Annotated in this window: 24 protein-coding genes; 5 read left to right on the top strand and 19 right to left on the bottom strand. The window is 57.1% G+C overall.

Features of this window, described 5'->3' with window-relative positions; translation table 11 throughout:
* Positions 1–36 precede the first annotated feature (36 nt).
* Complete coding sequence (gene nlpD / locus ACQG1Y_RS18415) at positions 37–1,110, bottom strand: murein hydrolase activator NlpD (RefSeq protein WP_223230139.1); 1,074 nt, start codon at positions 1,108–1,110, stop codon at positions 37–39.
* On the opposite strand from nlpD, the gene ACQG1Y_RS18420 reads away from it, so the two are divergent.
* A complete protein-coding gene (locus ACQG1Y_RS18420) occupies positions 1,043–1,183 on the top strand; it encodes a peptidase (RefSeq protein ID WP_426736934.1) in 141 nt (46 codons plus the stop codon). The genes nlpD and ACQG1Y_RS18420 overlap by 68 nt on opposite strands.
* A gap of 94 nt (positions 1,184–1,277) precedes the next feature.
* Here ACQG1Y_RS18420 and ACQG1Y_RS18425 read toward each other — a convergent pair whose 3' ends face one another.
* The 11 genes from ACQG1Y_RS18425 to cysG form a co-directional block, all read right to left on the bottom strand.
* Positions 1,278–1,904, bottom strand: a complete 627-nt coding sequence (locus ACQG1Y_RS18425; RefSeq protein ID WP_015571709.1) for a protein-L-isoaspartate(D-aspartate) O-methyltransferase — start codon at positions 1,902–1,904, stop codon at positions 1,278–1,280.
* On the bottom strand, positions 1,898–2,659 hold the full coding sequence (gene surE, locus ACQG1Y_RS18430) for a 5'/3'-nucleotidase SurE (protein ID WP_368740789.1): 762 nt from the start codon (positions 2,657–2,659) through the stop codon (positions 1,898–1,900). The genes ACQG1Y_RS18425 and surE overlap by 7 nt, the downstream gene beginning before the upstream one ends.
* A complete protein-coding gene (gene truD / locus ACQG1Y_RS18435; RefSeq protein WP_045344497.1) occupies positions 2,640–3,689 on the bottom strand; it encodes a tRNA pseudouridine(13) synthase TruD in 1,050 nt (349 codons plus the stop codon). The genes surE and truD overlap by 20 nt, the downstream gene beginning before the upstream one ends.
* The gene (gene ispF / locus ACQG1Y_RS18440) at positions 3,686–4,165 is read right to left on the bottom strand and encodes a 2-C-methyl-D-erythritol 2,4-cyclodiphosphate synthase (RefSeq protein ID WP_015571711.1); all 480 of its coding nucleotides are present in this window, start codon (positions 4,163–4,165) and stop codon (positions 3,686–3,688) included. The genes truD and ispF overlap by 4 nt, the downstream gene beginning before the upstream one ends.
* Positions 4,165–4,875: a 2-C-methyl-D-erythritol 4-phosphate cytidylyltransferase gene (gene ispD, locus ACQG1Y_RS18445; RefSeq protein ID WP_017382818.1), complete on the bottom strand. Its 711-nt coding sequence runs from the start codon at positions 4,873–4,875 to the stop codon at positions 4,165–4,167. Before ispD ends, ispF begins: the two co-directional genes overlap by 1 nt.
* Before the next feature lie 19 nt (positions 4,876–4,894).
* On the bottom strand, positions 4,895–5,206 hold the full coding sequence (ftsB, locus tag ACQG1Y_RS18450; RefSeq protein WP_003862095.1) for a cell division protein FtsB: 312 nt from the start codon (positions 5,204–5,206) through the stop codon (positions 4,895–4,897).
* A gap of 79 nt (positions 5,207–5,285) precedes the next feature.
* Entirely contained in the window at positions 5,286–5,612 is a 327-nt protein-coding gene (locus ACQG1Y_RS18455) for a DUF3561 family protein (protein ID WP_033487591.1), read from the bottom strand.
* A gap of 58 nt (positions 5,613–5,670) precedes the next feature.
* Complete coding sequence (cysC, locus tag ACQG1Y_RS18460; RefSeq protein ID WP_015571713.1) at positions 5,671–6,276, bottom strand: adenylyl-sulfate kinase; 606 nt, start codon at positions 6,274–6,276, stop codon at positions 5,671–5,673.
* A complete protein-coding gene (gene cysN, locus ACQG1Y_RS18465; RefSeq protein ID WP_058689535.1) occupies positions 6,276–7,700 on the bottom strand; it encodes a sulfate adenylyltransferase subunit CysN in 1,425 nt (474 codons plus the stop codon). The genes cysC and cysN overlap by 1 nt, the downstream gene beginning before the upstream one ends.
* A gap of 9 nt (positions 7,701–7,709) precedes the next feature.
* Positions 7,710–8,618 carry a sulfate adenylyltransferase subunit CysD gene (cysD, locus tag ACQG1Y_RS18470; protein WP_006811770.1) on the bottom strand — a complete coding sequence of 303 codons (909 nt, stop codon included), beginning with the start codon at positions 8,616–8,618 and terminating at the stop codon, positions 7,710–7,712.
* A gap of 9 nt (positions 8,619–8,627) precedes the next feature.
* A complete protein-coding gene (gene cysG / locus ACQG1Y_RS18475) occupies positions 8,628–9,986 on the bottom strand; it encodes a siroheme synthase CysG (RefSeq protein ID WP_023304331.1) in 1,359 nt (452 codons plus the stop codon).
* A gap of 237 nt (positions 9,987–10,223) precedes the next feature.
* On the opposite strand from cysG, the gene ACQG1Y_RS18480 reads away from it, so the two are divergent.
* The gene (locus ACQG1Y_RS18480; RefSeq protein WP_015571715.1) at positions 10,224–11,267 is read left to right on the top strand and encodes an aminopeptidase; all 1,044 of its coding nucleotides are present in this window, start codon (positions 10,224–10,226) and stop codon (positions 11,265–11,267) included.
* 93 nt (positions 11,268–11,360) lie between these two features.
* Here the strand turns inward: ACQG1Y_RS18480 and cysH are convergent, their stop codons facing one another.
* From cysH to cysJ, 3 genes are all read right to left on the bottom strand, one after another.
* Positions 11,361–12,095 carry a phosphoadenosine phosphosulfate reductase gene (cysH, locus tag ACQG1Y_RS18485; protein WP_017382820.1) on the bottom strand — a complete coding sequence of 245 codons (735 nt, stop codon included), beginning with the start codon at positions 12,093–12,095 and terminating at the stop codon, positions 11,361–11,363.
* A gap of 99 nt (positions 12,096–12,194) precedes the next feature.
* Positions 12,195–13,907 carry an assimilatory sulfite reductase (NADPH) hemoprotein subunit gene (cysI, locus tag ACQG1Y_RS18490; protein WP_015571717.1) on the bottom strand — a complete coding sequence of 571 codons (1,713 nt, stop codon included), beginning with the start codon at positions 13,905–13,907 and terminating at the stop codon, positions 12,195–12,197.
* Complete coding sequence (gene cysJ / locus ACQG1Y_RS18495; RefSeq protein ID WP_032619140.1) at positions 13,907–15,712, bottom strand: NADPH-dependent assimilatory sulfite reductase flavoprotein subunit; 1,806 nt, start codon at positions 15,710–15,712, stop codon at positions 13,907–13,909. Before cysJ ends, cysI begins: the two co-directional genes overlap by 1 nt.
* Before the next feature lie 303 nt (positions 15,713–16,015).
* On the opposite strand from cysJ, the gene queD reads away from it, so the two are divergent.
* Positions 16,016–16,381, top strand: coding sequence for a 6-carboxytetrahydropterin synthase QueD (gene queD / locus ACQG1Y_RS18500; RefSeq protein WP_163334815.1), 366 nt, complete (start codon positions 16,016–16,018; stop codon positions 16,379–16,381).
* Here the strand turns inward: queD and ACQG1Y_RS18505 are convergent.
* A complete protein-coding gene (locus tag ACQG1Y_RS18505; protein WP_133983163.1) occupies positions 16,366–18,720 on the bottom strand; it encodes a helix-turn-helix domain-containing protein in 2,355 nt (784 codons plus the stop codon). The two genes, queD and ACQG1Y_RS18505, sit on opposite strands and share 16 nt — an antisense overlap.
* A 171-nt stretch (positions 18,721–18,891) precedes the next feature.
* On the opposite strand from ACQG1Y_RS18505, the gene ACQG1Y_RS18510 reads away from it, so the two are divergent.
* Positions 18,892–20,061 (top strand): M20 aminoacylase family protein, encoded by a 1,170-nt coding sequence (locus ACQG1Y_RS18510; protein WP_015571720.1) that lies wholly within the window; start codon positions 18,892–18,894, stop codon positions 20,059–20,061.
* Positions 20,062–20,088: 27 nt separating this feature from the next.
* Complete coding sequence (locus ACQG1Y_RS18515; RefSeq protein WP_033487592.1) at positions 20,089–21,486, top strand: MFS transporter; 1,398 nt, start codon at positions 20,089–20,091, stop codon at positions 21,484–21,486.
* Positions 21,487–21,503: 17 nt separating this feature from the next.
* On the opposite strand, the gene queE is transcribed toward ACQG1Y_RS18515, so the two are convergent.
* From queE to ACQG1Y_RS18530, 3 genes are read right to left on the bottom strand one after another with little or no spacing between them, the layout of a single operon-like run.
* Positions 21,504–22,175: a 7-carboxy-7-deazaguanine synthase QueE gene (queE, locus tag ACQG1Y_RS18520; RefSeq protein WP_006811780.1), complete on the bottom strand. Its 672-nt coding sequence runs from the start codon at positions 22,173–22,175 to the stop codon at positions 21,504–21,506.
* A gap of 54 nt (positions 22,176–22,229) precedes the next feature.
* Positions 22,230–22,937, bottom strand: coding sequence for an N-acetylmannosamine-6-phosphate 2-epimerase (locus ACQG1Y_RS18525; RefSeq protein WP_219378454.1), 708 nt, complete (start codon positions 22,935–22,937; stop codon positions 22,230–22,232).
* Positions 22,937–24,496: a maltose/glucose-specific PTS transporter subunit IIC gene (locus ACQG1Y_RS18530; RefSeq protein WP_426736940.1), complete on the bottom strand. Its 1,560-nt coding sequence runs from the start codon at positions 24,494–24,496 to the stop codon at positions 22,937–22,939. The genes ACQG1Y_RS18525 and ACQG1Y_RS18530 overlap by 1 nt, the downstream gene beginning before the upstream one ends.
* Positions 24,497–24,511 lie beyond the last annotated feature (15 nt).

Below are 24,511 nucleotides of genomic sequence, written 5' to 3' on the forward strand. Positions count from 1 at the left end.
CTGGACGAGACACCCTAGCTGGCATGTCCCATCAATTTATCGCTGCGGTAAATATTGCAGCGGGTTTACGGATTTCCCCTTGTAACGAATTTCAAAATGCAAGCGTGTAGAACTGGTTCCGGTGCTACCCATGGTAGCGATTTTTTGCCCCGCCTTAACTTCTTGTTGTTCCCGGACCAGCATAGTGTCGTTATGGGCGTAGGCACTCAGGTAATCATCATTATGTTTGATGATAATAAGATTACCGTAACCGCGCAGTGCGTTACCGGCATAGACAACGCGCCCGTCTGCGGTCGCGATGATTGCCTGTCCTTTACTGCCTGCGATATCGATCCCTTTGTTGCCCCCCTCAGAGGTAGCAAAGTTCTCGATAATCTTGCCGTCAGTTGGCCAGCGCCAGGTGGTGATTGACGAGCTGGCATTCTGACTGCTTGCAGTCGGTACAGTAGAGCTAACCACAGGTGCCGTAGTCGGTGCTGTGACAACAGTCGCAGTACCTTTATTATTCGGCAACATTTTGTTAGCACTCTGATCACCTGAATCCTCAGAATACGTAATTACAGGTTGTGAAGCAACCACCGTGGTGGATTTTTGTGCAGGCTTAACGCTGTTATTTTGAGCCGTCACATCGGCCGCTGAAACCGTGTTGCCAGGCGTCAGTGGGGTACCCGTTGCATTGCCTACCTGGAGCGTTTGCCCGACTTCCAGACCATACGGGGCCTGGACGTTGTTTCGCTGTGCCAGATCGCGGAAATCGTTCCCGGTGATCCAGGCAATATAGAACAGCGTATCGCCGCGCTTCACGGTATAGGTGCTGCCGCCGGTATAGCTACCTTTCGGAATGTTCCCATACTTACGGTTATACACTATGCGGCCATTTTCGGTCTGAACAGGCTGATCTACTGGCTGAATCTGCGAAGGCTGCGTAACTGGACGCTGAACCGGCTGGATCTGCGGAGTTTGCTGCGCCGTGGACGTGCCCATTTTAGGCGGAGGGGTAATCAACATTCCGCTGGACGTGTTACCCGAGCCGCTGGTTCCATTGACGGAACTGACGGGCGCAGGTGCATTGTCAGAACTTGTACAGCCTGCCAGCCAGAGCGAAACCAGTGATAATGCCGCAACACGGCTGATGGTGAATTTTGGGCTTCCCGCGCTCATTTATCCCTCAGGAATGTGTTAACTACCAGTGACTTAAAAATAACCGTGATGGCACGAACCTATCGCGCCACACCATACGCTGAATTTGCCTCAATAACCCTGGAAAAATCCGAGTCTCAGGCCAGCTCGCCCTTAACCAGGGGCACAAAGCGCACGGCTTCCACGGTATCGATAATAAACTCGCCGCCGCGTCGACGAACGCGCTTTAAAAGCTGCTGCTCATCGCCGACGGGCAAAACTAGAATGCCGCCCTCGTCCAGCTGCGAGAGAAGTGCAGCGGGAATTTCAGGTGGCGCGGCCGTGACTATTATGGCGTCAAACGGGGCGCGAGCCTGCCAACCCTGCCATCCATCGCCGTGGCGTGTCGATACATTATGTAAATCAAGCTGTTTCAGGCGACGGCGCGCCTGCCACTGCAAGCCTTTAATCCGTTCCACGGAACAGACATGGTGCACAAGGTGGGCCAGGATCGCGGTCTGATACCCTGAACCGGTGCCAATTTCCAGCACCCGAGAGTCTGGCGTTAACTCCAGAAGCTCCGTCATACGCGCCACCATGTAAGGCTGCGAAATCGTCTGGCCTTGCCCGATGGGCAGCGCCACGTTTTCCCACGCTTTGTGTTCAAACGCCTCATCTACAAACTTCTCACGGGGAACCTGGGCAAGCGCATCCAGCACCTGCTCGTTGGCGATCCCCTGTGCGCGTAATTGTTCCAGAAGAGTTTGTACACGTTTACTTACCATTGCGCGTTCACTCCGACCCGATCTAACCAGTCCGACACCACATCATGCGCGCTATAAGCGGTTAAATCTACGTGCAACGGCGTAACGGAAACGTAACCCTCATCCACCGCAGCGAAGTCGGTGTCTGGCCCGGCATCGCATTTATCTCCCGGCGGGCCGATCCAGTACAGGGTATTGCCGCGCGGATCCTGCTGGGGAATAACCTGATCGGCCGGATGGCGACTGCCGCAGCGCGTCACGCGGATCCCTTTGATCTCGTCCAGCGGGAGATCCGGCACGTTAATATTGAGGATACGTCCGGTACGCAGCGGCTCGCGGCCAAGCGCACGGAGAATAGAGCAGGTTACCGCGGCGGCAGTGTCATAGTGGGTGTTGCCGTTTAACGAGACCGCCAGCGCCGGGAACCCCAGGTGACGCCCCTCCATCGCCGCGGCCACGGTGCCGGAGTAAATCACATCATCGCCAAGATTCGGCCCGGCATTGATGCCGGAGACCACAACATCCGGCCGCGGGCGCATCAGCGCATTTACGCCCAGAAACACGCAGTCGGTCGGCGTCCCCATCTGGACGGCAATATCGCCATTCTCAAAGGTAAAGGTGCGAAGTGAAGACTCCAGCGTCAATGAGTTAGACGCGCCACTGCGGTTACGATCGGGAGCCACGACCTGCACATCCGCAAATTCGCGGAGGTGTTTCGCCAGCGTCTGAATACCTGGCGCATGGATCCCGTCATCGTTACTCAGCAATATTCGCATAATCACCCGACGTGTTGATAAGTTCCCTGACAACACTGGTGGCAAAGCTACCTGCCGGCAGCCAGAAGCGTAACTCGACGGTTACGTCATCCCACCAGTTCCAGCTCAGCTGTTGCGGGTAGAGGAGCATCGCACGGCGCGCCGCCTCGACTTTTTCCCGCACCAGCAATGATTGTAATTCTGGCGCATCCGCCACCGCTGACTGCTCAGCGGCCAGCGCCTCGCCCTGAGTTCCCCAGTCGCCTGAGCCCGGCAAGGCGGCGGTAATCATCAGCGCTTTAGCGTCCACGCGCGACTGGGCATCGGCCATCTCATCGGCCGTTGCCACAAACCAGCTTCCGCGTCCCGCTAATTGTAGCGCATCGCCGACAACAACTTGATTCGCGTCCGGTTTTTTCAGCCGTTCGCTCACAATCTGATTAAACAACGCACTGCGGGCTGCCGACAACCAAAAACTGCGTTTATTCCTGTCGCGCACCGGCGCGCTGCTTTGCGCCCAGCGCAGCGCGCCCAGCAGGTTGCTGCCACCAATGCCAAAGCGCTGTGCGCCAAAATAGTTTGGCACGCCGCGTTCGGTAATGGCCTTCAGGCGTTTTTCAACGTCATCGCGGTCGGCCACTTCACGCAGCACTAGCGTGAAATCGTTGCCTTTCAACGCTCCCGGACGCAATTTGCGTTTGTGGCGGGCATACTCCAGTACCTTACAGCCCTCAAGCTCAAATTTGCTTAAATCGGGCATGGCATTGCCGGGCACGCGGGCGCAAAGCCACTGTTCGGTCACGGCATGCTTATCCTTTTGACCGGCAAAGCTCACCTCGCGGGCGTGAATGTTGAGGAATTTTGCCAGCGCGTCCGCCACGAAGCGGGTGTTGCAGCCGTTTTTCAGAATGCGCACCAGGATATGCTCGCCTTCGCCATCCGGCTCAAAACCCAGATCTTCCACTACCACGAAATCTTCAGGGTTGGCTTTCAGCAGACCCTTGCCCTGCGGTTTACCGTGCAGATACGTCAGGTTGTCGAAATCCGTCATTTGACCGCCTTCACCAGCAGCGCCACGGCTTCACAGGCAATGCCTTCGCCACGACCGGTAAAGCCCAGCTTCTCCGTGGTGGTCGCTTTGACGTTGACGTCGTCCATATGGCAGCCCAGATCTTCAGCGATAAACACGCGCATCTGAGGGATGTGCGGCAGCATCTTCGGTGCCTGAGCAATGATCGTCACATCAACGTTGCCGAGGGTGTAGCCTTTGGCCTGAATACGACGCCAGGCTTCGCGCAGCAGTTCGCGGCTGTCTGCGCCTTTAAAAGCAGGATCGGTGTCCGGGAACAGTTTACCAATGTCGCCCAACGCGGCGGCACCCAGCAGCGCGTCGGTCAGCGCATGCAGCGCCACGTCGCCATCAGAATGCGCCAGCAAACCTTTTTCGTATGGAATGCGCACGCCGCCAATGATAATTGGGCCAACGCCGCCAAAGGCGTGTACATCAAAACCGTGTCCAATACGCATTATGCCTTCTCCTGAGGGGTCGTACGGGTAAGATAAAATTCCGCGAGCTGTAAGTCTTCCGGGCGCGTCACTTTTATATTATCAGCGCGCCCTTCAACAAGCGTTGGGTGGAAACCGCAATACTCCAGCGCCGAGGCTTCGTCCGTAATGGTCGCACCTTCTTTAAGCGCACGAGTTAAGCAGTCGTGGAGTAATTGGCGGGGAAAAAATTGTGGCGTCAGCGCGTGCCATAAATCCACGCGCTCGACGGTGTGGGCAATCGCCGGTTTACCCGGTTCGGCACGCTTCATGGTGTCACGCACCGGGGCGGCCAGAATGCCGCCCACGTTACTGGTTTCACTCAGGGCCAGCAGACGTGACAGATCGTCGTGATGCAGACAGGGACGCGCGGCATCGTGCACCAGCACCCACTGAGCGTTCCCGGCAGCCTGAATGCCCGCCAGAACAGAGTCGGCCCGCTCGGCGCCGCCGTCAACAACGGTAATCTGGGGATGATGTGCCAGCGGGAGCTGTGCAAAACGCGCATCGCCGGGGCTGATGGCAATAACCACGCGTTTCACCCGGGCATGCGCCAGCAGCGCTGCCACGGCGTGCTCGAGGATCGTTTTATCACCAATTGAGAGGTACTGCTTGGGACACTCTGTCTGCATGCGCCGGCCAAAACCTGCGGCCGGCACCACGGCACAGACGTCCGAAAAAGTTGCTGCCATGTCGTAATCCTGGGCCTGATTATCGATTGTTTTGTGCGGAGCCCTGATTGCGTTTAGACGCATCCGGAACCAGGCGATAAAACGTTTCGCCCGGCTTAGTCATACTGAGTTCATTGCGTGCGCGCTCCTCAATCGCCTCCTGGCCGCCATTGAGGTCATCAATTTCAGCAAAAAGTTGATCGTTACGCGCTTTAAGTTTGGCGTTTGTAGCCTGCTGTGCCGCGACGTCATCGCTCACCCGGCTGTAGTCGTGCAGTCCGTTTTTGCCGAACCACAGCGAATATTGCAGCCAGACCAGCAAAGCCAGCAACAGCAGCGTTAGTTTACCCATCCTGCCCCCTGAAAAAACGGCATCATCATCCCATAACTTTCCGCTGGACTCTACTGCGGGGTTTTAATTATGCCGTAAGTTAGCCCATCAGCCATAAAAACAGCAGGCCAAAGATGACCACAACGGTGGCGATAGTGATGAACGTACTATACAGGAGCTTGCCGTTGAAAAGGGAGTGCAGCGCCACGCCCACAACCACCGCAACGGGCAACAGCGCCAGAAAGAAAGGCCAGGTATAGAGGAAAAAAAAGAGGGTGTTACCACCGTAGATCAAAAACGGGATACCCAGCGCCAGTAGCCACGACACGAAGCCGACTATCGCCCCAGGGAAGGACCAGGTCGTCTCGTCGTCGGTCGTTAACGGTTCCGACCCGGTGGTAATCATGTAGTTTTCACTGTTGCGCATAGCTAATCCTGTGACCGTGACTCATCGCTCGGGAAGACAGCTCCCGAACGATACCGTCTCAGGATCTGATAATATCGTCCCGTCTGAGCAGGTCTAATAATTGGCTTACTAAATTTGTTACCAATTGTTGGCCTTCCAGATGAATCTCAGGGGATTCAGGCGCTTCGTAAACCGAGTCAATGCCGGTGAAGTTTCGCAGCTCTCCCGCGCGGGCTTTTTTGTACAGCCCTTTTGGATCGCGCGCTTCGCAGATTGCCAGCGGGGTATCCACAAACACTTCAATAAAGCGATTCTGCCCAACGCGCTCACGCACCATCTGACGTTCGGCGCGGTGCGGTGAGATAAACGCCGTTAGCACCACCAGCCCGGCATCCGCCATCAGGCTGGCGACTTCCCCTACCCGACGAATGTTCTCTTTACGGTCTTCATCGCTGAACCCTAAATCGCTGCACAGGCCGTGACGCACGTTGTCGCCGTCCAGCAGGTAGGTGCTCACCCCCTGCTGATGCAGCGCCTCTTCCAGTGCGCCTGCCACCGTGGATTTACCGGAGCCAGACAGCCCGGTAAACCACAGCACAACCCCACGGTGACCGTGGAGCTGTTCGCGCTGGGCGACGGTGACCGGATGAGGATGCCAGACGACGTTCTCATCATGGGCGGCCATCACTTGCCTCCCAGCAGATCGCGTGCGCCCCAGTGCGGGAAGTGCTTACGCACCAGCGCGTTCAGTTCCAGCTCGAAGGCGCTGAACTCAGACGTCACGCTCGCCTGTGCGTCAGGCTCGCGGACCATGCCGGCACCGACGGTGACGTTGGTCAGGCGGTCAATGAAGATCAGCCCGCCCGTCACCGGATTCTGCTGATACGGATCCAGCACCAGCGGCTCGTCGAAGGTCATATCCACCAGACCGATGCCGTTCAGCGGCAGCTCGCTCACGTCACGGTGGGTCAGGTTGTTGATGTCCACCTGGAACTGAATGCCGTCCACGCGGGCGCGGGTTTTCTTGCCGGCGATTTTAATGTCATAGCTCTGGCCTGCGGTCAGCGGCTGTTCGGCCATCCACACTACATCCACGGATGCGCCCTGCACCGCCGCCAGCGTTTCCTGCGCGTCGACCAGCAGGTCGCCGCGGCTGATATCAATTTCGTCTTTCAGTACCAGGGTTACCGCTTCACCTGCCCCGGCTTCGTCCAGATCGCCATCAAAGGTGACGATACGGGCGATGGTCGATTCCACGCCGGATGGCAGCACCTTGACGCGCTGACCCACCTTCACGGAGCCTGAAGCGAGAGTACCGGAGAAGCCGCGGAAATCGAGGTTCGGACGGTTCACGTACTGCACCGGGAAGCGCATCGGCTGGGTATCGACCACGCGCTGAATTTCAACGGTTTCCAGCACTTCCAGCAGCGTCGGGCCGCTGTACCACGGCATGTTCGCGCTCTGAGAGGCGACGTTATCCCCTTCCAGCGCCGACAGCGGCACAAAGCGAATATCGAGGTTGCCCGGCAGCTGTTCAGCAAAGGTCAGGTAGCTCTGGCGGATCTCGTCGAAACGCGCTTCGCTGTAGCCCACCAGATCCATTTTGTTCACCGCCACCACCAGATGCTTGATCCCCAGCAGCGTAGAGATAAAGCTGTGACGACGAGTCTGATCCAGCACACCTTTACGGGCGTCGATCAGCAGGATCGCCAGGTCACAGGTGGACGCGCCGGTCGCCATGTTACGGGTGTACTGCTCGTGCCCCGGGGTGTCGGCGATAATAAATTTGCGCTTTTCGGTAGAGAAGTAGCGATAGGCGACATCAATGGTAATGCCCTGCTCGCGCTCCGCCTGCAAGCCGTCCACCAGCAGCGCCAGGTCGAGTTTTTCGCCCTGGGTGCCGTGGCGTTTACTGTCGTTGTGCAGGGAAGAGAGCTGATCTTCGTAGATCTGGCGCGTGTCGTGCAGCAGACGACCAATCAGGGTACTTTTCCCGTCATCCACGCTGCCGCAGGTCAGGAAACGCAGCAGGCTTTTGTACTGTTGGGCGTGCAGATAAGCTTCTACGCCGCCTTCATCGGCAATTTGTTGGGCAATAGTCGTATTCATGGCGGCTCCTTAGAAATAACCCTGACGTTTCTTCAGCTCCATGGAGCCTGCCTGGTCGCGGTCAATCACGCGGCCCTGTCGCTCACTGGTGGTCGACACCAGCATCTCCTCGATGATCTCGGGCAGCGTCTGCGCACTGGATTCCACCGCGCCGGTCAACGGCCAGCAGCCGAGAGTACGGAAACGGACCATCTGTTTTTTGATCACTTCGCCCGGCTGTAAATCAATGCGATCGTCGTCGATCATCATCAGCATGCCGTCGCGCTCCAGCACCGGGCGCTCGGCCGCCAGATACAGCGGAACGATCTCAATATTTTCCAGATAGATGTACTGCCAGATATCCAGCTCGGTCCAGTTGGAGAGCGGGAAGACGCGAATGCTTTCGCCCTTGTTGATCTGGCCGTTGTAGTTGTGCCACAGCTCCGGACGCTGGTTTTTCGGGTCCCAGCGGTGGAAGCGGTCGCGGAAAGAGTAGATACGCTCTTTGGCGCGGGATTTCTCTTCGTCACGTCGCGCGCCGCCGAAGGCCGCATCAAAACCGTATTTATTCAGCGCCTGCTTCAGCCCTTCGGTTTTCATGATGTCGGTATGCTTGGCGCTGCCGTGCACGAACGGGTTGATGCCCATCGCCACCCCTTCCGGGTTTTTGTGCACCAGCAGCTCGCAGCCGTAGGCTTTGGCGGTACGGTCACGAAACTCGTACATCTCGCGGAATTTCCAGCCGGTATCCACGTGTAACAGCGGGAACGGCAGCGTACCCGGATAAAACGCTTTACGCGCCAGGTGCAGCATGACGCTGGAATCTTTACCGATGGAGTACATCATCACCGGGTTAGAAAACTCGGCGGCCACTTCGCGGATAATGTGGATACTTTCCGCTTCGAGCTGCCGCAGGTGAGTAAGTCGTTTTTGGTCCATAACCGTTCCTTAAGCCAAATTTATAACAGAAGCGCCAAAGCCTTCTGTGTCGGTTGTGTGTTGGAACCAGGCGAGCGTGCTGTGCAGCTGCACCACTTCTCCCACCACGATCAGGGCGGGCATTGGGGCGTCTTTCGCCAGGGTTGCAAGGTCTTGTAAGGTGCCGATGGCGACATGCTGATCGACGCGTGTCCCGCGGGAGATCACCGCTACCGGCGTCGTCGCATCGCGACCGTGCTGAATAAGCTGTTCGCTGATGTCAGCCGCTTTCATCGTGCCCATATAAATCGCCAGCGTTTGTCGGCTCTGGGCGAGATGCGACCAGTCAAACGGCGTGCTGTCGGCTTTATAGTGCCCGGTCACAAAGGTCACGCTCTGGGCGTAATCGCGATGGGTCAGCGGAATACCGGCGTAGGCCGTGACGGCAGACGCCGCCGTAATGCCGGGAACCACCTGGAACGGGACGCCCGCTTCGGCTGCCGCCTGCAACTCCTCGCCACCACGACCGAAGATAAACGGGTCGCCCCCTTTCAGGCGCACCACGGTCTTGCCCGCTTTCGCGGCGGCAATCAGCATTTGGTTGGTGTCGTGCTGGGGCACGGAGTGCTCGCCGGCACGTTTGCCGACGCAAATTTGCTCCGCGTCACGGCGGATCAGCTCGCGAATACCGTCGGTGACCAGGTGGTCATAGAACACGACATCCGCATCCTGAAGAACCTGGAGGCCACGCAGCGTGAGCAGCCCGGCATCGCCCGGCCCGGCGCCCACCAGAATGATCTCCCCACCCGTACTGCCGGGGTTATCCAGTTCGTCTTCGAGAATTTGTTGCGCTGCCGTCTCGTTACCGGCCTGCATCAGGCTGGCAAAGCGGCCGCGAAACACACGCTCCCAGAAGCGACGGCGTTCCGTCACGCTGGTCAGACGCGTTTTCAAATGGTTGCGCCAGTAGCTGGCCTTCTCCGCCATGCGTCCGAGGCTGGTCGGCAGCAGCGCTTCGATTTTTTCTCTCAGCACGCGCGCCAGCACCGGGGCGGTGCCGCCGGAGGAGATCGCCACCAGCAGCGGCGAGCGGTCGACAATCGACGGGAAGATAAATGAACATAACGGCTGGTCGTCTACCACGTTCACCAGACGGTGACGGGCCTGAGCTGCGTCGGAGATGCGGCGGTTGAGCGCCCGATCTTCGGTTGCCGCAATCACCAGCACCACGCTGTCGATCTGAGACTCTTCAAAATCCGCCTCTGCAACGATCTGCACCTGCGCCCCGGCGCGTTGCAGGAAGGCGATTTTGCGATCGGCAATTTCACCCGTCCCGACAACCAGTACCGGTCGGTCTTTTAAGGCAGCAAAAAGGGGGAGGTAGTCCACAGGCAACAACTCACTAACAACCACGAATAAAGGGACTATAGGGGGCGGCTTAGATCGAATGAAATTACGAATTGGAATGAGTAGTTACTCAATGGAATAACGCCGTGGAAAAGCAAATATCAAAAAGTGCTTAACACGCGAAATTTCGGGCATTTAGGAGCAATTCAAATTGTGTCTACCCGATCACAGTTTCATACTATGCGGGTTAAAATTTTGCTCTGTTTTTAAGGACTCACTATGTTTTCCGCAATGCGCCACCGATTCGTTGCCCTGGCGCTCGGCGTTTGCTTTATCCTTCCGGCTCAGGCAAAAAATCAATCTTACGGTGAAATAGCCAGTATGCAGGCGCGGCATATTGCGACGGTCTTTCCGGGCCGTATGACCGGAACCCCAGCCGAGATGCTCTCAGCAGACTATATCCGTCAGCAATTTGCGGATATGGGCTATGAGAGCGACATTCGCGCTTTCCACAGCCGCTACATCTATACCACACGCAATAAAACGCAAAACTGGCATAACGTAACCGGCAGCACGGTCATTGCGGCGCACGAAGGAAAGGCGGCTGAGCAGATTATTATTATGGCGCACCTTGATACCTACACGCCGTTGAGCGACGCCGATGTCGATAATAACCTCGGCGGGCTGACGCTTCAGGGACTGGATGACAATGCGGCGGGTCTGGGCGTGATGCTTGAGCTGGCCGAACGCCTGAAGAATATTCCGACGAAATACAGCATTCGCTTTGTTGCGACCAGCGGCGAAGAAGAAGGAAAACTCGGCGCTGAGAATCTCCTTAAGCGCATGAGCGCTGAGGAGAAGAAAAATACGTTGCTGGTGATTAACCTCGATAATCTGATCGTGGGGGATAAGCTCTATTTTAATAGCGGACAGAGCACGCCGAGCAGCGTACGTAAACTCACCCGCGACCGCGCGCTGGCGCTTGCCCGCACGCATGGCGTCTATGCCGCGACAAATCCGGGCGGTAACCCGCAGTATCCTAAAGGCACAGGCTGCTGTAATGACGGTGAAGTGTTTGATAAGGCGGGCATTCCGGTGCTGTACGTCGAGGCGACGAACTGGGCGCTGGGCAAAAAAGATGGCTATCAGCAGCGCAGCAAATCGAAAGCCTTTCCGGACGGGACCAGCTGGCATGATGTGCGGCTGGATAATCAGCAGCACATTGATAAAGCGCTGCCGCAGCGGATTGAGCACCGCAGCCGGGATGTCGTGAAAGTGATGCTGCCGCTGGTGAAGGAGCTGGCGAAAGCGGGGAAAGCCTGATGTCGTTAAGCCCGGTGGCGGCTACGCCTTACCGGGCCTACGTTTTGTGCCGTTGTAGGCCCGGTAAGCGCAGCGCCACCGGGCGAAAAAACATTACCCTTCGTGCAGCCCGCACTCGCGCTTCAGCCCAAAGAATCGCGTCTCTTCTTCCGCCATTCCCGGTTCCCATTTACGCGTGGTGTGGGTGTCGCCTACCGACAGGTAGCCTTGATCCCACAGCGGATGGTACTTCAGCCCGTGCTTTTGCAGATACTGGTACACCGTGCGGTTATCCCAGTCGATGATCGGCAGCACTTTGAACACGCCGCGCTGCACCGCCAGCACCGGCAGCGTTGCCCGGCTCCCGGACTGCTCGCGGCGCAGGCCCGCGAACCAGGTCTGAGCGTTCAGCTCTTTCAGCGCCCGGTTCATCGGCTCGACCTTGTTGATCTCATTGTATTTCTCAATGCCCTCAACGCCCTGTTCCCACAGCTTGCCGTAGCGCGCCTCCTGCCAGGCCGCGCTTTCCGTCGCGCGGTAAACTTTGAGGTTCAGCTTGAGCTTGTCCGTCAGCTCGTCAATAAACTGGTAGGTCTCCGGGAACAGATAGCCGGTATCGGTGAGGATCACCGGAATGTCCGGGCGGATCCGATTCACCAGGTGCAGGCTGACCGCCGCCTGGATGCCAAAGCTTGACGACAGCACATAGTCACCCGGCAGGTTTTCCAGCGCCCACGCCACGCGCCCTTCGGCGTCGAGTTTTTCCAGCTGGGCGTTGGTTTCTGCCAGGGCCAGAATGCGTTCGACTTTTGGCAGGTCATTTAGGGCGTTTAGATCGAGTACGGACATAAGAACCTCGTTTGGCTGTTTTGCCGGGCGGCACTGCGTTTGCCCGGCCTACAAAACCCGTAGGCCCGGTAAGCGAAGCGCCACCGGGCAAAGGATGCGTTACTCCCAGAAATCCCTGGCGGGATCGAGCACCGGGCGAATGATGCCCGCACGCACCGTAAAGTCGCCGAAGCCTTCACCCGCTTCACGCTCTTTCGCCCAGCGCCCGACAAGCTCGTCGATGGAATCAAGAATTTCCGGTTCCGTAATATTTTCACGGTACATACGCGGAATGCGCGTCCCCATACGGTTGCCGCCAAGGTGCACGTTGTAACGACCCGGCGCTTTGCCCACCAGACCCAGCTCGGCCAGCATCGCGCGACCGCAGCCGTTCGGGCAGCCGGTGACGCGCATAACAATATGCTCGTCCGGAATACCGTGTTTTTCCAGAATCGCTTCCACTTTATCAGTGAAGGACGGCAGGAAACGCTCGGCTTCGGCCATCGCCAGCGGGCAGGTCGGGAACGACACGCAGGCCATCGAGTTTTCACGCTGCGGTTTAACCGCATTCATCAACCCATGATCGCGCGCCAGCTTCTCGATCTTCGCCTTCTGGCTTTCCGGCACGCCGGCAATAATCAGGTTCTGGTTGGCGGTAATGCGGAACTCGCCTTTATGGATCTTAGCAATTTCCAGCAGACCGGTTTTCAGCGGGCGGCCCGGATAATCCAGAATACGACCGTTTTCAATAAACAGCGTCAGGTGCCATTTATTATCGATACCTTTCACCCAGCCAATGCGATCGCCGCGACCGGTGAATTCGTAAGGGCGGATCGGCTCAAACTTGATCCCCGCGCGACGCTCCACTTCTTCTTTGAACGTCTCGACGCCCACGCGCTCCAGGGTGTATTTGGTTTTCGCGTTTTTACGGTCGGTACGGTTGCCCCAGTCGCGCTGGGTAGTAACCACCGCCTCAGCCACGGCCAGCGTGTGCTCCAGCGGCAGGAAGCCGAACTCGCTCGCGGTGCGGGCATAGGTTTTCTTGTTCCCATGCTCGATGGACAAACCGCCGCCCACCAGCAGGTTAAAGCCGACCAGCTTGCCATTTTCGGCAATCGCCACGAAGTTCATGTCGTTGGCGTGCAGGTCGATATCGTTCTGCGGCGGGATAACCACCGTGGTCTTGAATTTGCGCGGCAGGTAGGTCTGACCGAGGATCGGCTCTTCGTCCGTGGTCGCGACTTTCTCCTGATCGAGCCAGATCTCCGCATAGGCACGCGTGCGTGGCAGCAGGTGCTCGGAGATCTTCTTCGCCCACTCGTACGCTTCGGCGTGCAGCTCGGACTCATACGGGTTCGAGGTGCAAAGCACGTTACGGTTCATGTCGTTGGCGGTCGCCAGCGCGTCCAGCCCCACGGAGTGCAGCATCTGGTGCACCGGCTTGACGTTCTTCTTCAGAATGCCGTGGAACTGGAAGGTCTGACGGTTAGTCAGACGGATGCTGCCGTAAATCGTGTTTTCACCGGCAAACTTGTCGATCGCCTGCCACTGTTTGGTGGTGATGATGCCACCCGGCAGGCGGCAGCGCAGCAACATCGCATGACGCGGCTCCAGCTTCTGTTCGGCACGTTCGGCGCGGATATCGCGGTCGTCCTGCTGGTACATACCGTGGAAACGGATCAGCAGGAAGTTGTCGCCTTTGAAACCGCCGGTCAGGCCGTCATTTAAATCTTCGGCAATGGTACCGCGCAGGTAGTTGCTCTCTACCTTCATGCGCTCGGCATCAGACAGTTTGCCTTCGACCACCAGTGGGCCAGGATGTTTTTCGCTCATTAGTAGACATCTCGCTGATAACGGCGCTCTACGCGCAGCTCACTTAAAAATTCATCCGCCGTTTCGGCATCCATACCGCCGAATTCGGCAATCACTTCCAGCAGTGCCTGCTCAACGTCTTTCGCCATGCGATTGGCGTCGCCGCAGACATAAATGTGGGCGCCGTCATTGATCCAGCGCCACAGCTCTGCGCCCTGTTCGCGCAGTTTGTCTTGTACGTATACTTTTTCTTTCTGATCGCGGGACCAGGCCAGATCGATGCGGGTCAGCACGCCCTCTTTGACGTAGCGCTGCCATTCAACCTGGTAGAGGAAATCTTCAGTAAAATGCGGGTTGCCGAAGAACAGCCAGTTTTTACCCGGCGCCTCGTCCGCTGCACGCTGCTGCATAAAGGCGCGGAACGGTGCGATGCCGGTGCCCGGGCCAATCATGATCACCGGTGTTTCCGGGTTTGCCGGCAGGCGGAAGTTGTCGTTGTGTTCGATAAAGACGCGCACCTCGCCCTCTTCTTCCACGCGGTCGGCCAGGAAGCCCGACGCCCCGCCCGCCCGCGCGCGGCCTTCGATGTCGTAACGCACCACGCCAACGGTGATGTGGACTTCGTTTTCCACTTCCGCCTGTGAAGAGGCGATGGAGTAAAGACGCGGCGTCAGCGGACGCAGCAGGCCGATCAGCGCGTCGGCATCCAGCTGTGCCGGGGAGAAACGCACCATGTCGACAATCGGCGTCGTCGCGGCGTAATGCTGTAACTTCACTTTGTCCCCCACCAGCGGCAGAAGGGACTCGCTGCGCGTTAAGGTGGCGTAGTTTTCAACGATATTGGCGGTGTTCACCGTCAGCTCGAAATGCCACTGAAGCGCCTCAGAGAGCGGTAAGGTTTTACCTTCCACCTGGACCGGCTCCGTGCCTTTCAGCCACAGCAGCTCGACCAGCTCTTTCACCAGCGCCGGATCGTTCTGATACCAGACGCCCAGCGCATCGCCAGGCTGATAACGCAGGCCGGAGTCACCGAGATCGATTTCGATATGGCGCACGTCTTTTTCCGAATCACGGCCCGTGATTTTCTGGTTTACCGACAGGCTCGCCGTCAGCGGCGCCTCTTTCGTGTAAGGGCTGGTGTGGATTTCGTTGACGGTGCCCGCTGCGGTAACGGCGGCTTGCGCTGGCGTCTCTTTCGGGACGCGGGCCTTCAGCACCTCAACGATGCGCGTCCGCCATTCGGCGGCGGCGGCCTGGTATTCGACATCAGCGTCTACGCGATCCAGCAGGCGCTCTGCACCCAGCTCCGCCAGCTTGCTGTCGAAGTCTTTACCGGACTGGCAGAAAAATTCATAGGACGTATCACCGAGGCCGAAGACGGCAAAGGCGGTGCCCTCCAGCCTGGGCGCTTTTTTCGAGAACAGGAACTTATGCAGCGCGACGGCTTCTTCCGCAGGCTCACCTTCCCCCTGCGTTGACGCCACCACCACCAGCAGTTTTTCTGACGCGATCTGTTTGAATTTATAATCCCCGGCGTTGACCAGGTTAACGTTCAGCTTCGCGGCGAGCAGGTCATCACGCAGCGCTTCGGCCACACGACGGGCATTACCCGTTTGCGAAGCGGAGATAAGCGTGATGGCAGGAATTTCAACGGCCGTTGGCGGGACGCCAGCCACAGCACCCGGCTGCTGATTGAGCATTCCCCAGAAATAGCCGGAGACCCAGGCGAGCTGGGTGGGTGAAAAATCGGAAGTCGCGGCCTGGAGGCGCGCCAGTTGCTCCGGGTTAAGGGGAAGCAAATTTGAAGGTGGGGCCTGTGTTGTCATGCGTCGTTATGTTCCAGTAGCAAAGCGGACTTTAAGCGAATAAATCCAAACTGAAGATAAGGTTAACGGCGGGGATAATAACAATTAAAGAAGGGATGGAAATAATAAATAACCAAATGGACTAACCTGTTTTAGTTATCGTTCTTAACGATAAAAGCGATTAAATAACTATTTGAAATAAAACAATAAAGGCCGATAAACACCATGAATACGAGGCGGTGACCGTTCAGAGCCGTTTTAGTTAATGATAAAAATTGTGCTTTCCGGTACTATGCGGCGGTTTTTTCCGCATTCCTGAGAGCTATGATGTCCACCAAACTGTTTAAAGATTTCACCTTCGAAGCCGCACACCACCTTCCACACGTTCCTGCCGGACACAAATGTGGCCGCCTGCATGGACACTCGTTTATGGTGCGTCTTGAAATCACCGGTGAAGTCGATCCCCATACGGGCTGGATCATGGACTTTGCCGAACTGAAGGCTGCGTTTAAGCCGACCTACGATCGTCTCGATCACTACTATCTGAATGATATTCCGGGCCTTGAAAACCCGACCAGCGAAGTGCTGGCGAAATGGATTTGGGATCAGATGAAACCGCTGGTTCCGCTGCTGAGCGCGGTGATGATCAAAGAGACCTGCACGGCAGGCTGCGTCTACCGCGGGGAGTGAATCTCCTCCGTTGCGGTCTCACGAGGCACGAGCGGCGTAAACTCGTAGAGCACCAGCGCATTACTCTCCAGTGATTCACTCAGTTGCCAGCCGTCATAAAGGCGTTCATCGCGTACGGAAAGCGTTGGACGCGCTTTATGCGCTATCCAGCGCCACATCTCTTCATCAGGGCCGCTTTCGCTGCCAACCCCTTCAAGCAACGGATAGAGCGCGCCGTTGTGCTGATCAAACAGATGGCATTTAATTCGCCATTTACCGCGCATTCCCTTCAGGTGTAAATGATACTGCTGGCGAAAACGCTGGATGAAGGCTTCTTCACTGGAAAGGAGCGGATTAAAAACCACCACATTACGCAGCAACAGCTGATAACCATTGCGATGGCGCGTAAGCAGGACACGCTTATCATTGACCAGCACCTCGCCCCGCAGACGTTGCCAGAGCCAGAGTACCCAATAAACCGGACGCGGCAGACCATGGTTATACTGTAGCGCCAGGCTTGAGGTATCGATGGTGTTGTTCGCACGGGCTTCTCCCTGAAGGCCCGAATTAAGCCAGAATCCCGCCAGCCAGACCTGCTCCGAAAGCCCGAGCAGGTTCTGCATCAGCAGCGCCCCACGAAAAAACCAGCCGTTTGTCGCCCGCGTGTTGCCGGTGAGGGTATTCCAGGAGAGAAGCCAGACGGGAAGCGAACATTTACGCAGGCGAAGGGCGGCGAGGATCTGGCGGACCTTCAGTATCGGATAATTTTCCGTTGAGGAGAGATGGGCTGGCTCCAGCTGCGCGGGATCGAGAAGCTCATTGGCATCGGCAGAACAGGCAAGAAAATCGGCCTGCATCAGGATGGCTGAACTGAACAGGGTATCGTCGCTTACGCCCGCGCTGACGGGGGCAAATCGGTGCCATAAACCAAACTTTGCCTGCGGAAGATAAGTTCGTATTGCCTTTTGCTGGGCCAGCCAGACCTGCTCCCGGGTCTCCTCACTTGCCTGTGTTGACCAGTGCATGACGAAGTGCCAGCCCGCGGTGATCTCTGGCGAAAAATGATTAACCGACTGTTGTAAAAAACGGGTAAGAAGATCGCGACGGGTCGTTACGCCGGTGTGCAGTAGCACCGTCCACTGCTTTTTTGCCAGCCAGGTGAAGAGCTGATGCAGATTGTACCAGCAGGCGTAGCCCGCCATCTGGGGGTCATCCCACCCGGTGGCAAACAGACGACTGCTGAGAAAAGGTTCGGCGATATCAATTCCCTCAATGGGAATGGCCTCATTTATCGCCTCCAGATTTTGTCGGACGTCCTCACGCAGCAAATCGTCGAGCTCACGCAGGGTAATGACCACCCGCATACGGCGCAGCGAGGCAGAAAGAGGATTGAGCTGCTCAAGATCCAGGCTCTGCTCCTGCTGCGGATGAACGATGAGCGGCGAGGCTCCCCAACCGCGCGCCACCGGTTCATTGAGCAGGCTAAACAGCTTGTCCACGGCGACCGGATAGCGCTGCTCACGCCTGTCCGTCCGAATACGTGCCGCCTCCGGGTGCTGGCGCCGGGCCTTACGAAACTCACCCGGAGACATATTGTGAACACGCCTGAACCGATCGCTCATCATACGCGTGCTGGCGAAACCCTGCTCAAGCGCAATCTGGTGCAGCGGTCGGTTCGTCAGCCGGAGAGCGTCGGCCGCCTTTTCCAGCCGCAGGTGGGTGATGTACTGCATGAAACTGATCCCCACCTCCTTGCGAAAGAGACGAGAGAGCCAGGCTTCAGAGACATATTCACTCGCGGCGATTTCCGCAAGCGTAATACGGCGGGAATAACTGGCATTGATCCGCTCTATCACCCGGGCGATGCGTTTGCTGTGCGCTGAGGAAAGTTCCCGGGACAGCATACGGGCGGGCTGTTGAAAGCGGCTGGTCAGCAACAGCAATATCTCGCTCAGCCAGCGGTACGCCTCCAGCCGGTAGCGGTGCGGGTCGTTGATGAGGGTGACCACAAGAAGCTGGCGCAGCAGATCGCGAAGCGCATCGCATTGGGGCCAGACGCCTCCGGCTTCTGCCGGTACAGCATAATCATGGGCAAAAAAATCATTGCAGAGCTGGACGACCCAGCGCCCGGAAAGGGTTACGCGCAGGGTGACATTTGCCGTTTCGCTCGTGAACTGCCAGCGCCGATGACGGTTGATGATAGCAAGGGTATTGGCCTCCAGGATGTCACGTCCCACATCGGTGTTCAGCTCTGCCCGCCCTTCCAGCACCCAGAGCAACGTTAGCGTATCGCCTTCATCCTCCACGCAGTGGCGAATGTCCTGAATCTCTATCCAAAACTCATCTCCCCGTTGCGCCATCTTACCCCTCACCAAAGACAAAAAATGACCTGATCTTTTTTGTCATAACTGAATTGTATGAAAAACAATCAAAATAAAGCCGTCGCTTTACAACAAAAAAATGCATTTTCAGGCGGGACGATCGTCATAGACTCGAAATTATCATCGTTTGGCAGAAAAAGGATAACAAAAATGACACATCCAATTATCGAAGCTCTGCGTGGCAACGAAGCCCGGTTCACTGAATTACGTCACTATTTTCATCAGCATCCTGAAATTGGTTTTGAGGAGCACAACACGAGCGATCGCGTTGCAGCTCTGCTTCAGGAATGGGGATATGAGGTTCATCGCGGCCTGGCGAAAACCGGTGTGGTCGGCACACTGAAGGTGGGTAACGGGCATAAGCGCCTGGGCCTGCGCGCCGATATGGATGCGCTGCCAATGCAGGAAAACAACGGCAAGGCGTGGAGCAGTACCGTTGAGGGTAAATTCCACGGCTGCGGTCATGACGGCCACACCACAACGCTCCTGTATGCAGCGGAGTACCTGGCACGCACCCGTAATTTTAACGGCACGCTGCACCTTATTTTTCAGCCCGCGGAAGAACTTCTGTATGGCGGACGCGTTATGGTAGAGGACGGTTTGTTTGACCTGTTCCCCTGCGACCACATCTTTGGTCTACACAATATGCCGTCACAGCCCCTCGGAAAAATTGGTCTGCGCGATGGCGCCATGATGGCCTCTTCCGACACCCTTCATATTGAGGTTAACGGCGTGGGTGGTCACGGCGCGGTGCCAGAACATACCGTTGACGCCACCCTGGTTGCCTGTCATATCACTATCGCGTTGCAGTCGATTGTTTCGCGCAACATTACCCCCTTCCAGCCAGCCGTCGTTACCGTAGGCAGCATTCAGGCCGGGCACGCCCCTAACATTATCAACGACAAAGTGTTGATGAAACTTACCGTACGCACGCTGGATGAACGCGTGCGGCAAACCGTGCTACAGCGTATCCATGATATCGCCGTTGCACAGGCGGAAAGTTTCAATGCGACGGCCACCATTCGACACATTAACGGCAGCCCGGTGCTGAAAAACAATCCGCAAGCCAACGAGATGGTGCGCAGCGTCGCCACCGATCTGTTCGGTCAGGATGCCGTCGCGGAGGTCAATGCGTTTATGGGCAGCGAGGACTTTGCTTTCATGCTCGAGAAAAATCCCAATGGATGCTATTTCACGCTTGGCGCCGGGGATGAGCCTGACCGCTGCATGGTACATAACCCGGGCTACGACTTTAACGACAACATTCTCCTCACCGGCGCGGCGCTGTGGGCCGCACTGACCGAACACTATCTGCGCTGATTCGCACCTTCCCGGGAGGGCTGCACTATGAGTACCGTTTCCCTGACAGACGCATCCGCCTACGCCGGTAACGATCGGCTGCTGGCGGGTATCGTCATGAGCGTTCTGACATTCTGGCTGTTTGCCCAGTCGGTTATCAACGTGGTTCCGGCCATGCAGAATAGCCTCGATATTGCCCTCGAAACCCTTACGCTGGCCGTCAGCCTGAGCGCGTTGTTCAGCGGCTGTTTTGTCGTCGCCTGCGGTGGGTTTGCCGATAAGTATGGGCGCATGCGCCTGACCATGATTGGCCTGATCCTGAGCATGATCGGGAGTGGTCTGCTGTTCATTTCATGGGAGCCCGTCCTGTTTTTGTTGGGAAGAGCGATACAGGGGCTATCAGCGGCCTGCATCATGCCCGCCACGCTGGCGCTGATTAAAACCTGGTATGAAGGTAAAGCACGCCAGCGCGCAATCAGTTTCTGGGTTATCGGTTCATGGGGCGGGAGTGGCCTGAGCTCGTTTGTGGGAGGCGCCATCGCCACCACGCTGGGCTGGCGCTGGATTTTTATTCTGTCGATGGTGGTGGCTCTGGTCGCGCTATTGCTTATCCGCGCCACGCCGGAAAGCCGCAGCCCTGATGCGTGTCGACACAAACTGGATATCAGCGGCCTGGTGAGTTTTGTCCTTATGCTGGTGCTGTTCAATCTGTTTATCAGCAAAGGACACAGCTGGGGCTGGAGCAGCAGTTTATCGCTTCTTGTATTGTGTGGAGCCGTGATTGCACTGATGTGCTTTATCGTTACCGGGCGGCGGAAAGGCGATGCGGCGCTGATCGATTTCGCCCTGTTTAAAAACCGGGCCTATAGCGCCTCGGTATTCTCAAATTTCCTGCTCAACGGCTGCATTGGCACCATGATGATCGCCAGCATCTGGTTGCAGCAGGGCCATCATCTGTCACCGCTACAGACCGGCATGATGACGCTGGGGTATCTGGTTACCGTACTGGCGATGATCCGGGTGGGTGAAAAACTGCTTCAGCGCTATGGCGCCAGGCTGCCGATGATGACCGGCCCGCTGCTGACCGCAACAGGTATTTCGCTGATTTCATGCACCTTCTTAAGCAAAGAGGTCTACATTGTTACCGTTTTTCTGAGCAATATTTTATTCGGGCTGGGGCTCGGATGTTACGCTACGCCCTCAACGGACACGGCGGTAATGAATGCCCCTGAAAACAAAGTGGGGGTGGCTTCTGGGATCTATAAGATGGGCAGTTCCCTGGGCGGCGCAATGGGTATCGCGGTCACCGCATCGCTGTACGCGCTATGGCTGCCGATGGGAACGGCCAGTGCCGCGCAGTATGCCTTGCTTTTCAACAGTGCGATTTGCCTTGGGTCGGCAGTCGTGACCTGGGCTTTACTGCCAACAACAAAAGCCCCGCGTTAAGCGGGGCCACAAAAGTATCAGGCAATGTTCAGATATTTGTGCGTCTGCATCGACAGCCGCCAGTTGCGGGCGATACAGGTTTCAATGCACAGACGGGTCGCATCGTCTTTCTGGCTGATAGGCTGTAGCGCGATCACGCGCTGCTTTTCGTCCGTCAGCGTCGCCAGCAGTTCATCCAGCGCTTCGATGTCACGCACGCGCCCCACCGGATGTTTGATCTCATCAGCACGCTCAAGCGCCTGCGAAAGTACGTCATACCCGCCGCGCATATTCACTTTTGGTGAAACCGTGACCCACGTTGAATGGGAGCAGCGCACTTCATGGGTGCCGCTGGTTTCGATCTGACAGCTATAGCCGTTCTTCTCGAGCAGTTCGGTGAGCGGCATCAGATCGTGAATGCAGGGTTCCCCGCCGGTGATCACCACATGCCGCGCCGTCCAGCCCTGACGACCAATAATGGCAAGCAGATCTTCCGCGCTGCCCGCGCCCCATTTATCGCTCTCTTTGGTTTTCGCCAGAATGCTGAACAGCGACACTTCCCGATCTGCGAGCTTATCCCACGTATGTTTGGTATCACACCAGGCGCAGCCAACCGGGCATCCCTGTAAACGAATAAAGATAGCGGGAACGCCGGTAAAGTAACCCTCGCCTTGCAGGGTCTGGAACATCTCGTTAATCGGGTACTGCATAGTCAACTCTGTTAAGGGGATAAACGATAAGTATCGCAGATCCCCGTCAGATGATCATGCTCCATCGGTGCTTTGCGCGCCAATTGCCGCCATAAACCGTTCCGTAATTTGCTGTGGTCGGGTGATCGCCCCGCCGACGACAACCGTGTGCGCCCCCAGCGCCAGACACCTGGCCGCGCGTTCAGGCGTATCCACGTTACCTTCAGCAATCACGGGGATCGTGACGGCAGACAGCACCTCTTTCAAAAACGCGCAGTCATTTTCCGGTAGCGAATGGCCCGCAGTCTCCGCCGTATAACCGTAAAGGGTGGTTCCGACGCAATCAAACCCCAGCGCCTGCGCGGCCACGGCCTCCTGCACGGTGGCAATATCCGCCATCAGCAGCAGCGAAGGGTAACGGGTGCGGATCTGCGCGATCAGCATGTCCAGCGATCCGCCACCGGGCCGTTTCCGGGCGGTCGCATCCAGCGCAACGATCTCCGGGCCGACCGCCATCAACTCATCCACTTCTTTGAGCGTTGCGGTGATGAACACCTCGCTGTCCGGATAGTCTCGTTTGATGATGCCAATTACCGGCAGTGAGACCAGCCCTTTGATAGCCTCGATATCCACCACGCTATTGGCGCGGATCGCAGCGGCACCGCCCTGGGCCGCCGCCAGCGCCATTCGCGACATAATAAACGGGCTGTGCAGCGGTTCGTTTTCCAGCGCCTGGCAGGAGACGACCAGTTTTCCTTGCAGGTTATCCAGTACAGTTTTCATTACGATAAGATCTCTTCTACTTCGTTTTTGATAATGGTGACGTGCGGGCCATAGATGACCTGGACACCGTTGCCGCGGACGATTACGCCGCGGGCGCCGGTCGCTTTCAGTGCAGATTCATTGACTTTGCTACCGTCTTTCACCGTGACGCGAAGGCGCGTGGCGCAGCAGTCAACCTCATCCAGATTGTCTTTTCCTCCCAGCCCGGCGATCACCGCCGCGGCGCGCTCGCTTTGCGGCAGGGTAGCCTCGTCAGCCAACGCCTCCTTTTCACGGCCCGGCGTGGCAAAATCAAAACGTTTGATCAGATAGCGGAAGGTACAGTAGTAAAGGAAGAACCACGGTACGCCCACCAGCGGGACGAACATCCAGTTAGTTTTCGCTTCACCCTGCAAAATGCCGAACAGCACGAAATCAATAAACCCGCCGGAGAATGTTTGTCCGATGGTGATGTGCAGCATGTGCGCGAGCATAAACGCCAGCCCGTCAAACAGCGCATGAATGACGTACAGCACCGGGGCAATAAACAGGAATGAGAACTCTATGGGCTCGGTAATTCCCGTCAGGAATGAGGTTAACGCCGCAGAGAGCAGCAGCCCGGCAACCCGCTTTTTGTTCTCCGGCCTGGCCGTGTGGTACATCGCAAGGCAGGCGCCGAGCAGACCAAACATCATGGTAATAAAGCGCCCGGACATGAAGCGCGACGTGCCCTCATAGAAATGCTGCGTGTTCGGGTCGGCGAGCTGGGCGAAGAAGATCCGCTGCGTGCCCTCAACCAGGTGACCGTTAACAATTTCACTGCCGCCAAGCGCGGTGGTCCAGAACGGAAGATAGAAGATGTGGTGCAAACCAAACGGGCCAAGCATGCGCAGGATGAAGCCGTACAGCAAAGTCCCCAGATAGCCGGTGGCATCCACCAGCCCGCCGAGGCCAAAGATCAGCTTCTGAAAATGCGGCCAGACCACGGTCATCAGCGCGCCGACGAGTATCGCCGCCAGTGAGCTGATAATGGGAACGAAGCGTGAGCCGCCAAAAAAGCCCAGGAATTGCGGAAGCGCGATTTTATTAAACCGATGATGCAGTGCGCAGGTCACCAGCCCAATAACTACCCCACCAAACACGCCCGTTTCAAGCGTCTGAATACCCAGCGTCATGCCCTGCCCTACGGCGCCCGGGTTCTCATGCGCCAGTTTTCCGGTCAGGATCAGCAGCGCATTGATAGTGGCATTCATCACCAGATAAGCGAGCAACGCCGCCAGCCCTGCCGTGCCTTTATCATTTTTCGCCAGCCCAACGGCGACCCCAACAGCAAACAGTACCGACAGGTTTGCAAACACAATCGAGCCTGCGCTGCTCATGATGGTAAAGATGGCCTGTAGCCAGCCAACGTCTAAAAATGGATACGCAGTAAGCGTATTTGGATTCGATAGCGCCCCGCCGATCCCCAGCAACAGACCTGCTGCGGGCAGTATGGCGATGGGTAACATAAAGGATTTGCCGAAGCGCTGCGCTTTTTCAAACCATCCGCCGGAAGACGCTCCGCTGAACATTTGCATCATTTTTTTATCCCCCTG

Source organism: Enterobacter cloacae complex sp. 397G4 (assembly GCF_050031515.1).
Lineage (GTDB): Bacteria > Pseudomonadota > Gammaproteobacteria > Enterobacterales > Enterobacteriaceae > Enterobacter > Enterobacter hormaechei_C.

Bases quoted from the DNA above. Each gene is read 5' to 3' on its own strand.
- ACQG1Y_RS18425 (WP_015571709.1), bottom strand. From the start codon at position 1,904: ATGGTAAGTAAACGTGTACAAACTCTTCTGGAACAATTACGCGCACAG.
- surE (WP_368740789.1), bottom strand. From the start codon at position 2,659: ATGCGAATATTGCTGAGTAACGATGACGGGATCCATGCGCCAGGTATT.
- truD (WP_045344497.1), bottom strand. From the start codon at position 3,689: ATGACGGATTTCGACAACCTGACGTATCTGCACGGTAAACCGCAGGGC.
- ispF (WP_015571711.1), bottom strand. From the start codon at position 4,165: ATGCGTATTGGACACGGTTTTGATGTACACGCCTTTGGCGGCGTTGGC.
- ispD (WP_017382818.1), bottom strand. From the start codon at position 4,875: ATGGCAGCAACTTTTTCGGACGTCTGTGCCGTGGTGCCGGCCGCAGGT.
- ftsB (WP_003862095.1), bottom strand. From the start codon at position 5,206: ATGGGTAAACTAACGCTGCTGTTGCTGGCTTTGCTGGTCTGGCTGCAA.
- ACQG1Y_RS18455 (WP_033487591.1), bottom strand. From the start codon at position 5,612: ATGCGCAACAGTGAAAACTACATGATTACCACCGGGTCGGAACCGTTA.
- cysC (WP_015571713.1), bottom strand. From the start codon at position 6,276: ATGGCCGCCCATGATGAGAACGTCGTCTGGCATCCTCATCCGGTCACC.
- cysN (WP_058689535.1), bottom strand. From the start codon at position 7,700: ATGAATACGACTATTGCCCAACAAATTGCCGATGAAGGCGGCGTAGAA.
- cysD (WP_006811770.1), bottom strand. From the start codon at position 8,618: ATGGACCAAAAACGACTTACTCACCTGCGGCAGCTCGAAGCGGAAAGT.
- ACQG1Y_RS18480 (WP_015571715.1), top strand. From the start codon at position 10,224: ATGTTTTCCGCAATGCGCCACCGATTCGTTGCCCTGGCGCTCGGCGTT.
- cysH (WP_017382820.1), bottom strand. From the start codon at position 12,095: ATGTCCGTACTCGATCTAAACGCCCTAAATGACCTGCCAAAAGTCGAA.
- cysI (WP_015571717.1), bottom strand. From the start codon at position 13,907: ATGAGCGAAAAACATCCTGGCCCACTGGTGGTCGAAGGCAAACTGTCT.
- cysJ (WP_032619140.1), bottom strand. From the start codon at position 15,712: ATGACAACACAGGCCCCACCTTCAAATTTGCTTCCCCTTAACCCGGAG.
- queD (WP_163334815.1), top strand. From the start codon at position 16,016: ATGATGTCCACCAAACTGTTTAAAGATTTCACCTTCGAAGCCGCACAC.
- ACQG1Y_RS18505 (WP_133983163.1), bottom strand. From the start codon at position 18,720: ATGGCGCAACGGGGAGATGAGTTTTGGATAGAGATTCAGGACATTCGC.
- ACQG1Y_RS18510 (WP_015571720.1), top strand. From the start codon at position 18,892: ATGACACATCCAATTATCGAAGCTCTGCGTGGCAACGAAGCCCGGTTC.
- ACQG1Y_RS18515 (WP_033487592.1), top strand. From the start codon at position 20,089: ATGAGTACCGTTTCCCTGACAGACGCATCCGCCTACGCCGGTAACGAT.
- queE (WP_006811780.1), bottom strand. From the start codon at position 22,175: ATGCAGTACCCGATTAACGAGATGTTCCAGACCCTGCAAGGCGAGGGT.
- ACQG1Y_RS18525 (WP_219378454.1), bottom strand. From the start codon at position 22,937: ATGAAAACTGTACTGGATAACCTGCAAGGAAAACTGGTCGTCTCCTGC.
- ACQG1Y_RS18530 (WP_426736940.1), bottom strand. From the start codon at position 24,496: ATGATGCAAATGTTCAGCGGAGCGTCTTCCGGCGGATGGTTTGAAAAA.